General features: G+C 40.9%; 10 protein-coding genes. All 10 read left to right on the top strand.

Features of this window, described 5'->3' with window-relative positions; genetic code table 11:
* A partial coding sequence (locus tag AC3A14_RS10385) for a hypothetical protein (RefSeq protein WP_487778990.1) occupies nt 1–2,444 on the top strand: 2,444 nt, incomplete at its 5' end.
* Nucleotides 2,445–2,486: 42 nt separating this feature from the next.
* Entirely contained in the window at nt 2,487–3,581 is a 1,095-nt protein-coding gene (cas7d, locus tag AC3A14_RS10380; RefSeq protein WP_318734332.1) for a type I-D CRISPR-associated protein Cas7/Csc2, read from the top strand.
* Between the two features lie 7 nt (nt 3,582–3,588).
* Nucleotides 3,589–4,353, top strand: a complete 765-nt coding sequence (cas5d, locus tag AC3A14_RS10375; protein WP_318734330.1) for a type I-D CRISPR-associated protein Cas5/Csc1 — start codon at nt 3,589–3,591, stop codon at nt 4,351–4,353.
* Nucleotides 4,350–6,446 carry a type I-D CRISPR-associated helicase Cas3' gene (gene cas3 / locus AC3A14_RS10370; protein ID WP_318735512.1) on the top strand — a complete coding sequence of 699 codons (2,097 nt, stop codon included), beginning with the start codon at nt 4,350–4,352 and terminating at the stop codon, nt 6,444–6,446. Before cas5d ends, cas3 begins: the two co-directional genes overlap by 4 nt.
* A gap of 89 nt (nt 6,447–6,535) precedes the next feature.
* Nucleotides 6,536–7,141 (top strand): hypothetical protein, encoded by a 606-nt coding sequence (locus AC3A14_RS10365; protein ID WP_318734326.1) that lies wholly within the window; start codon nt 6,536–6,538, stop codon nt 7,139–7,141.
* A gap of 7 nt (nt 7,142–7,148) precedes the next feature.
* The gene (locus AC3A14_RS10360) at nt 7,149–7,772 is read left to right on the top strand and encodes a hypothetical protein (RefSeq protein WP_318734323.1); all 624 of its coding nucleotides are present in this window, start codon (nt 7,149–7,151) and stop codon (nt 7,770–7,772) included.
* A 40-nt stretch (nt 7,773–7,812) separates the two neighbouring features.
* Nucleotides 7,813–8,622, top strand: a complete 810-nt coding sequence (gene cas6, locus AC3A14_RS10355) for a CRISPR-associated endoribonuclease Cas6 (protein ID WP_318734320.1) — start codon at nt 7,813–7,815, stop codon at nt 8,620–8,622.
* Between the two features lie 58 nt (nt 8,623–8,680).
* Nucleotides 8,681–9,268, top strand: a complete 588-nt coding sequence (gene cas4, locus AC3A14_RS10350; RefSeq protein ID WP_318734317.1) for a CRISPR-associated protein Cas4 — start codon at nt 8,681–8,683, stop codon at nt 9,266–9,268.
* A gap of 129 nt (nt 9,269–9,397) precedes the next feature.
* Nucleotides 9,398–10,399 carry a type I-D CRISPR-associated endonuclease Cas1d gene (cas1d, locus tag AC3A14_RS10345; RefSeq protein ID WP_318734314.1) on the top strand — a complete coding sequence of 334 codons (1,002 nt, stop codon included), beginning with the start codon at nt 9,398–9,400 and terminating at the stop codon, nt 10,397–10,399.
* 8 nt (nt 10,400–10,407) lie between these two features.
* On the top strand, nt 10,408–10,535 hold a 128-nt coding region (gene cas2, locus AC3A14_RS10340; protein WP_487778994.1), incomplete at its 3' end, for a CRISPR-associated endonuclease Cas2.

The following is a 10,535-nucleotide window of genomic DNA, read 5'->3' as shown; positions in this document are numbered from 1 at the left end:
TTTCAACAGGAACCTTATATATTGGAGTTAAACAGATTCATGATTTTTCGAGATCGGATTTAATCAACAAAATTGTAGATAATGTTGTCAATAGTTTAAATCCATCGCCAGAAATGCTGAAGTCCGCAGCCAAAGAAGGGATACGAACTCAAAAATTTGATTTTGAAAAGTATGTATATACTTTTTGTGACTTAGAAAATTTAATGCAAATTGCTTTAGAAATTACTAACAAAGCTGAACCCAAAAAGATCGATGAAGATATTAAAAAGATAGCAGAAAAAAAGAATGCTCCTCCAGATTGGAAAGAAACATTTCAAACTCGATTTTCTGTCATTTTAAATTCATCAAAATCTTTTCAGGAAAAATGGTCTTTAATAAGACGATATTTTCTCTACTTAGATACTTCGTTGAAGCAACTGGTTCCAGATTTAGATAGAGTAGCTTGGTTTTGTGAAACTTTTAATGTACCTCAAGCAATTATATCTAACCTGAAAAATGATGAATTTTTATTTTCTAGTGGTGGACTTGGTAAATACATACTAATACCTGCATATCACTTTTTGAAAGGTTCTGATTTTAAGGAACGCTCCGCAGAATCTTATGATGATGCAACGGTAATGGAATTAGTTCACAAAAAAACTATCAATTCCCTACAAAAAATGGATATCAATAAGGGTAGGAATCAAATTATTGCCGAACTTGGCTTTACTCCAGATTTAACTAAATATTTAGAGCAAAACCTAAATTTTTCTTGCGCCAGTGAAATCAATTTGAGTGACGATGCAATATCAGGGTATAGCCGTCAAAAGAAGAAAAGTCATTCCAAAATTTGCTCGATTTGTAATCAATTTAGTGAATATACCCAAGAATTGAGAACGGGAGTTTTCGGAGACTCAGGACGGAATTTTTCTAACCGGGTTTTACCTGCAAAATCTATTGGTAAACTACGCCCTTGGTGTCCTATTTGTCATTTAGAATTCATTATGCGTAAATTGATAGGTTTAGCTTTACCAAGCGGTGCTGATTACAATAGTTCTCGTCGTATTCATCTGTATGTACTGCCGACATTTTCCTTTACACCAGAATATGCAAAATTCTTGGATCGGATGTTACGTCCACTACGAGAAGTTACTGCTTTACCAATACGAGACTATGGAGAATCAGCACCGGGTTTTCCTAGAATATGGTTGGAGCAAAGCAAACTTGATTCAGACTGGATCGATAGAGCGATCGATGTTTTCAATCGCGAAGCAGAACGAATTGCTCAAAAAAAGGGATATGTGGGCGAACGACTATTAATGGCAAAAAGCACTCTAGAATTTAAGGGTGAAGATGATGAAAACAATGACAGCATTCAAGAAAAAACAAAATTAAAGCTTCAACCAAACTATTATTTAATTCCTTGGGAACATTCCGTAGGAGAAAGAGATGAAAATCCTCCCACTCGCACTGAAGCATGGGCAAAAGCAACATTCGCTGCAACAGTAATTTTTAGTCTTACTAGCAGTCGGGTTTATGTTACCGAACTTCCTTACTTACCTGTTGCTAATCCTAACGAACTGAAAGCGACTATCACCCTAGACTCACCCCCTGCAATTATTGCCAAATTACTCGGAAATGAACAAGATCCTAAATTAGCAAGTCGAGCGGATACAGTCAGTTTGTATGGAACAGAGTCAGGACACAAAAATGGTTTAGAACGTGCTTTAGATTTATGTGCAGCTTTGTGGATGATTACCAGTTGCGTACATCGTCCTAAGTCTCAAAGCAAAGATAAGCAAATTGCTGAACGATTAGGAGATGTGGTAGTTAATCAATTAGCAGGAGCGCATTTTTACAAAGAATATGGTCGTTTGAATGAGGATAAATCTCCGTTTCCTGTTCTGACAAAATCTTGTGAAATTTTACTAGAATATTTCGGAGGTGAACTTATGAATTTAGTCACAAAAATTGCTGAAAAATCATTAGAAATTCGTTTACCATATCGTGATTATGGACGAGGAAAAGCACATAACTATGAGTTAGTTTTTCGGGAAGTTGTAGATGCAATGCGTTCTCCTTTTCGTTTAATTCCTGAATTGCGTCAAATGGCTTTAACTGGGGCGAAACCTTCCCCACAGGCAATTACTGAATTGAAGCAACAAGCTTCGGGAACTGTGCTTAAAGCGATGGAACGACGACAAACAACTAAACGTGGCGATGGCTTTATTAATCCTTATCGTAATGATTTAGGAAAATTGGTAAGCGAATTGATCGATCTGGTGGTTGATGAAGTATTTCTGAGTAGAGCAGATAGTTCATTTGCTGAATTTTTGAAGCTCGAAAACAGTCTGGCTGATGGAATTTACTATTACACAGATAGACATATCAACGAAAAACGGGAAGAATACAAGGCGACTAAGCAGAAAGACAAAAATAATCCCGATATCGCAGAAATTGTTTAAGCCATTGTCCAGAATTCACAAATTTTACTAGGAGACAGACCCATGACTAACAACAATATTGCACAAATTGATTCTTTACAAGAGTATTCCAAATCCTTTGTCAGCAGCATTCCGAAAACACCAATGGGTAAATATGCAAGTATTATCATGCTGCGAGAAACAAAATCCTATGCAATTTTCACAACTGAAGGAGGACAACAACAAGATATTGAACGCACTCAAGCAGGATTAACGCATTCTGATCCTATGGATCGACTGGTGATGTTTAAACGGAAACAGGTTGCACCAGAACGACGGACGGGAAAAGCTTTGATGCGGCAATATGGAGTGTTTCCTTATGCAATGATTAATGACCGCGTAGTATATGGAGAAGAAGCCAAAAAGAAAGACAAGACTAAACGCAAAGATGACTGTTACCTTACAGCAGGATTATGCGGGCATTGTACTGATTGCATGACCTATGGTTACGCTGCAATTGAAGGAGAAGGTTCCCGCAGAAGTCGCGTGATGACTGACTCTTGCTTCAGCGTTCGTCCCTACGCTTTGATCCAAAAAGGCTTAAAATTTAATGTCATTGATGAAAAAAAACAAACTTCTAGCACAATCACAGAATATGATTACACTTCTCCTCAAGTCTTTCTTCCTGCGGTTGTCACAACTGTAGATTTAACAATGGATGAGTTTGTGTACATTCTGATTAACCTGATGCGGACAACTCGTTATGGGAAAGAGTCATCGCGACAGGGGTTTATGCGTAACCATATTCTGGCCGTTGCTTTTTCCGATATGGAATTATTTTCAAATTTAGAGTTCAGTCAATGTTTTTATGACGCTTTTGAAAGCGACACCAATATTGACTTACTCAAAGTATTTCTGTCCAAGAAAAATTTTGATGAACACGCTCCAGCAGTTATTCAAAATCTTACAGAAGATTTTAACGGTCGCTTGCAAATTGTCACCAATAGTGACTATTTGGCAAAGTTTGGCAACAGTCAACCGACTAATTGGACAGATGGTCTTGATGTAATACTGAGTCAAACCCGCAATTTAAGTAAAGATGAATCATCTCTGACAGAATTTCTGCGCCAACTGAATACTCAGTCTGTCACCTTCGCTCGTGCAATTAATAACAAGTAATAAAAATATGGATATTTACCGAGCAAAATTAGCAGCAATGGATTATATTTTCTTCGCCACTACTGAGCGAGGAAAAGTTTATGAAACGGGAGCATATATCCATAATTATGCGTTGTCTTATGCTATGGGATTAGCAAGGTCGTCCTATTTTCATCAAGCCCAAGAACCAGAATATCAACAAGACTTAGAACCTCTCAATCAATTGGGAATTTACTTAACCCCTGCACGACCATTAGAAATCTCCTATCGCCTAATTCAATGGAATACAATTCAGGAAGCTTATGGTTTCCCGAAAAAAGAACGCAATATTGGTTATCCTGACTGGGGTTTTGCTCGTGTAATTAGGCCAGGTAGCACTTTTGAGTTTTATGTGGCGATCGCCGATCCAACTGCTCTTGAGAAGTTTCCTAATCTTGATAATTTCTTAACCAATAAAGGTTACATTCGTTTAGGAAAATTTATGGGTAAAGCATGTCTGAAATTTCAAAAAGCTGCAAAAGTTGAAGAAAAACAGGGTAATTTTGATGCTCTAATTACTAAAGAGCGAGGTCGTATAGAACCGTTATTACTCAATTGGCGCGATATTGCAATCGATCCAATTGTCTGTGATATTTACCCATCAACACTACCAACTCGCCTGATTGCCAATCCTAGATATGAGAATAGTAAGCACTATTTAGTTGAATTTGCAGAAGAGGATAAAATAGTGCTTCCTGGTAATATGAGTTTTATTGCGCGATCGCTAACCCCTAAAAAAGGCAGAAAGAAATGATTAATGTTAATATTTTACCGGTTGCATTAGACCAAGTAAAAACTGATGAATGGTTAGCAGGTAAGCATCCATACCACTATCAGTGGAATGCTTACAAGTTAATATCTGAAGCATTCAAATCAAACCAAACATTATGTTTATTTCTGATTACTCCCACAGGTAGCGGAAAAACATTAACATCTTATGCTTACAGCATGAACACGGGAAAACCAATGTTTGGCGTTTATCCTACGAATGAGCTATTAGCAGATCAGGAAAGAACTCTAATCGAGGAATATGAAAAATTTGGTAGTAATAGAGTCATCCGAGTAGATAGCAAGGCACTCGATCAATGGCAAATCGATCTAGAACTAAAACGTCATAGTCAGACGCTGGAAACTCTGTTAAATTACAAACCAGTTTTACTAACTAATCCAGACATTTTATTTTATGTTGTGTTTGGACTATATCCTAAAATTCACAGCTTACGGCAAAGACTTTGGGAATTGGTGGGTAGTTACCGTTTGTTTGCCTTTGATGAATTTCATCTCTACAATGTCAAACAACAAGCAGATACAGCATATTTTGTTGGAGCTTCAAATGCAATTAATTCTAATGTTGGACGAGTGTTCATTTTTGCTTCAGCAACTCCCAACTTAGAAATGGTAAATTTGCTTCGCGACAAATTAGGGTTGTGGGTAGAAGTCGTTGAGTCTCATCCATCAGATAGTTCTAACGCTAGAATTATCGCTCATCCCGTCAATCTGAAATTAGTCCCTGCCGAATTAAGTCGTTGGCAAGGATTACAAGCATTAGATGAATCATTTGACCAAATTGAATCGTTTCACAAACAATATTCTGATGCTCGTTACGTTGCAATTTTTGATTCGGTAGCAGCAGCTATTGGTGCAGCCAAACGTTTTAGAAATGCCTTTGATTTTGACTTAGTTGGAGAAGTTCATGGTTTAAGTTCTACTACGATGCGTCAGGAAGCATTAGTTAAAAAAGTGACTGTCGGCACATCAACTATAGAAGTAGGAGTGGATTTTAAAAATAAATTTGAAAAAGATTTTCTAACTTTAGAGGCTCGAACTAGCAGTCAATTTATTCAACGATTTGGACGTATTGCTAGACATCATAAGTCATTATCTATTCCTAATGAAGTTTTGGCATTAGTCCCTAGATATGTCTATAGCTTTTTAGCTGAAAAAACACAATCTAAGACTACTCTTACACGAGATAAGTTACGAAAACTTATTGAAGAAGCTTATCATCAACCTCAAGATTTTAAAGGTTACTTAGCTAAACACGCTTGTGTAGAAATGATTGAAGCGACTAACTTAGTATTAGGAATGTTTCAACCAGATACTCAACCTCGGATTAAAGAAGAAATCACTAAAGTTATTGAGAACTTAACGGGAAAAAATTACTCTGAAGCACAAACAGAGCGAAGCAAATACGAAGATGAATTGATTTTGAAGCCATTGCTAACATTTCGAGGTAATGGTTTTGAAGCAGCGATCATTGACAATCGACATGAAGATATAGGTTTTCCTGTCAAGCGATATAATTTGATTTTTCTATTACGTCGGGGTATTTTTCAAGAATTAGATGAAGAAACTTTTATGGCAACTTTAGACAATATTGAAACAGAAAAATTAGAGTGGTTTTATGATGTAGAAAGGGAAAAGCAATTTGCCAAACTTATTAAATCATCACCACAAGAATTACTTGGTGTTTATAGCTTTTTAAAATTAACTGAATTAATAGATGATAGTGAAAAAACTAGACAAGTATGGTTTGAAATTCCAGAAGAAAATATTACTGGAAAAGTTGTCAAGGTTACTACCTTCAAAGATTTAGAAATCAAAACTAATCCCCGAATACCAACGCGGTTACTTCAACGAACCATAAATCGGAAAAACTTTGTCGCATGGATAATAGATAGTCATCCACAAGCTATTAAGTTAGGTCGTGCATTACCACCTTTATTTGAGATTTATGAATTAAAAATTATTCAACCAGGGGGTAGACCGAGGTCTCAATCATGGAGTATTGCTTTTAATCAAGATGCTTTCTTTTTAGATAGCTTATATTGGAATCTAAAAAAATGAAATATTAATATGCTAGTCTACAAATCTTGATTAAAATTCATACAAAACACAAAAATACACTTGTATTTTCTAAGGCATGTATATAAAAAATGAAAATCCTAGATCCCAATCAATCTTACACTTTTAGCCAGATCGTTGACCTAAACATTGATCCCCAAGATTTAGCAGAAGAATTTGGTTATTCTTTAGAAAGATTGCGCCTAGATCTCCGGCAATACTCAGGAGAACTGAATCTTCTGGAACAAACGCGATCGCGCATTCAACAGAGCTTGCCCCACATCAGCTTAACTACCGAAACCTCCCGTCGCCAAGTCCTGGTTTCTCCAGTCCTTTTAGACCTAGTTCGGTACACCAAATCTTGCCTACGCATTGAATACCCCTTAAGAGTTAAGCCACTGCAAGGGATTCTAGATTATTTGCTCAGAACCGAAAGTCACTTATTAGTCCTAGAAGCCAAAAAAGAAGATGTCAACCGTGGCTTTACACAACTGATGGCTAAAATGATTGCCCTCGATCGCTGGGAAAAGACACCCAACCAGCCGATCTTGATTGGTGCAGTTACCACAGGTTTCATCTGGAAATTTGGGCGCTTAGATCGGGAGCAAAAACACTTCCAGGAAGGGTTAGACAGTTATCGAGTTTTAGAAGATATAGAACCGCTCTTACGCATCCTCATTCACACTCTTATACCCTAATTTTACTATGGCTTATAGTAACTTCACCACCCTGGAAAGCGTGCAAACCCATCTCGATCTGCAACTGGAAGAAGATCGTAATTTGTTTACCGATATTCCAGAAATTATGCCGTCTGACTATCTCCAGCAAACTTTAGAGGAATACTTACCGTTAGCGACGGCGATCAATACGGAAAAAGCGCGATCGGAATTCTTAATTGCGCCCATTTTAGCCGAAGTTCGCCGCCAAATTAATGCTCAAATTAGCCTATTTTCAGGGACGGAATTTGATGTGGATAAAGACCGAGGACTTTCCGGTTACTGCGACTATATTCTCAGTTGCTCCCCCGAACAATACTTTATCCGCACTCCCATTATTACCATTGTCGAAGCCAAAAATGAAAATATCAAAGGTGGACTCGGACAATGCATTGCTACCATGGTTGCCGCTCAACTGTTTAATCAACGGCAAAATCAACCCTTACCCGCTATTTATGGTGCTGTTTCCACCGGAACCGTTTGGAAATTCTTGACACTCAAAAATAACCTCGCTTCCATCGATCGCCAAGAATACTATATCAACCAGATCGATAAAATCCTCGGCATCCTCCTCCATCCCATCCAAACCTATCTCAGCACCCAACATCCCTAATTTTGAATTTTGAATTTTGAATTTTGAATTTTGAATTGACATGCCCTACAGCCTTGTTCTCAACCTTGTTCCCCTCTCCCCCATTCCCCTCGGATACCTGAGCGGACGGCATCTGCACGCCCTCTTTCTCAACCTTGTTAGCTCCGTCGATCGCACCCTTGGCGATCGCCTCCACAACTCCCAAGCCGACAAAGCCTTCACCCTCTCCCCCCTGCAAACCCGTCGCCACTTCAAAACACTATGCTGCGAACATCAACACGCCATCCCTGCTGAAACTGCCTGCTGGTGGCGGATCTCCCTGCTCGATGACGCGCTCTTCGGAGAACTCACCCAACTGTGGCTCCATCTCAACCCCGATAAACCTTGGCATTTAGGCCCTGCCGAGCTCACAATTACCAGTATCCTCGCCTCTCCCCAGTCTACCCATCCTTGGGCGAACTCCTGTCCTTACGCCCAACTCTATGAGGAAGCTTCAGAGTGCGATCGCACCTTTCGCTTCTGCATTGCTACCCCCATGGCCTTCCGCCAAGGCAAATACGATACGGCACTGCCGAGTGGCGATCGCGTATTTGCCAGTCTGCGCCAACGGTGGAACAGATATAGCGGTATTGAGATGCCCGAACTGGCTCTAGATACCGTATTTCCCAGTTTTTTCCATATCGAAACGGCGATCGTTGCCGATAAACGCAGTAAATTTATCGGCTCTATCGGCGAAATTACCTTCCGACTTCTCGGCGATGCCACCCCTACCACCCTCAAACACCTCAACACTCTCGCTAACTATGCCCTCTACTGCGGAATTGGACGCAAAACCACCATGGGAATGGGAATGGCGAGAAGAATCAACTAACAATTTCAACTTCGACTTCGCTCAGTTAGCAATTACCCATTACCCATTACCCATCACCATGAACACCGAAATTCCCATTTCTGCACTCAATCAATATGCCTATTGTCCCCATCGCTGTTGGCGCATGTTTTGCACTGGAGAATTTGAAGATAATGCCTACACCATTGAAGGAACAACCATTCACGATCGCGTCCACACCCTCAGTCAAGAAATGCGCGATGAAACCTGGCAAGTTCGATCTATTTGGCTCAAATCAGAACAGTACAACCTGATTGGCAAATCTGATTTAATTGAAGCCCAAAATGGACAACTTTACCCCGTCGAGTATAAGCGAGGAAAAGTTGGAGACTATGAAAACGATGCCCTGCAAGTCTGCGCTCAAGCACTCTGCCTCGAAGAAATGACTGGCACTCCAGTCCCTCAAGGCTTTGTCTATTATGCCCAATCTCACCAACGGTATCCCATTAGTATTGATGAGAAATTGCGGCAAGGGGCGATCGCCACCATCCAAGCCATTCAACACCTCTTTTCAGGAGACCACATACCCCCACCCAAATACAGTCCCAAATGCCGTGGATGTAGCCTCTACACCGCCTGTTTGCCCCAAGCAGTCAAAAAACTCAAAACCTATCAAGAAGCCAGTTAATAGGGAATAGGGAATAGGCAAACCCCCCCTGTGTCCCCCCAAGGGGGGAAGGCAAGAGGCGATCCCCCTATCTCCCTATCCCCCTATCCCCCCATCTCAAACAACCACTAATAATACGGAGAAACAACCATGGGAACCCTTTATGTCACCCAAGAAAACGCCTTCATCGGTAAAGTAGATGAACGCATCCACGTCAAAGTTGAAAAACAAAAAATTGCCGACGTTCCTCTGATTAAAGTTGACGGAGTAGTGGCCTTTGGAGCAGTCAACTTTTCCCCTGCCTTAGCTGAAGAACTGCTCAACCGTCGCATTCCCTTTACCTTGCTCTCCCCCACTGGAAAATATCGCGGCTGTTTAGAACCAGAACTGAGGAAAAACATCTTTCTGCGCCAACATCAATGGGGAGCTGATGGCAACACCTCCCAAGCCATTCATCTGGTGCAAGCCTTTGTGCGGGGAAAACTGAAAAACTACCGCACCACCTTACAGCGCAGAGGGCGACGAGCGGGCATCGATCTGAGTGAAGAGATCGAACAGTTGAAACGTATTATAGGGGCGATCTCCACCACCGACAGCATCAACTCCCTACGCGGACTCGAAGGAGCCGGAAGTGCCGCCTACTTCCGGTGCTTCAAACAACTCATCCAAAACCCAGACTTCACCTTCACAACCCGCAACCGCCGTCCTCCCACTGACCCCGTAAACTCCCTTCTCAGCCTGGGTTACGCCCTCCTGCGCCACGATATTCAAAGCGCCGTCAACATTGTCGGCTTCGACCCCTACCTCGGCTATCTCCACGTCAAACACTATGGTCGTCCCGCTCTAGCCCTAGACCTCATGGAAGAATTTCGCCCCTTAGTTGTCGATAGCATGGTTCTCGAAGCCCTCAACCGTCAAGTTTTCAGTCCCAGCGACTTCACCCAACAACCCATCAGCAAGGAAACCGCCCTCACCCGTGAAGCCATGAAAACCTTCCTCAGCCTGTATAAAGACAAAAAACAATGCTCCTTCAAGCATCCCGTCATGAAAACCAAATGCACCTACCAAGAAGCCTTTGAAATTCAAGCCCGTCTTCTGGGCAAATACCTCATGGGCGAAACCGAACAATATCCTCCCCTAGTCCTGCAATAACCCCACCCATGTTCATTGTCATCAGCTACGACATCCCGGAAGACAAGCGCCGCACTCGCATCCACAAGATTCTCAAATCCTACGGACAATGGATGCAATATTCGGTCTTCGAGTGCGATCTCAATGCAACTCAGTA

Source organism: Roseofilum sp., assembly GCF_982964205.1.
This window is presented reverse-complemented; position numbering and strand designations above follow the sequence as displayed.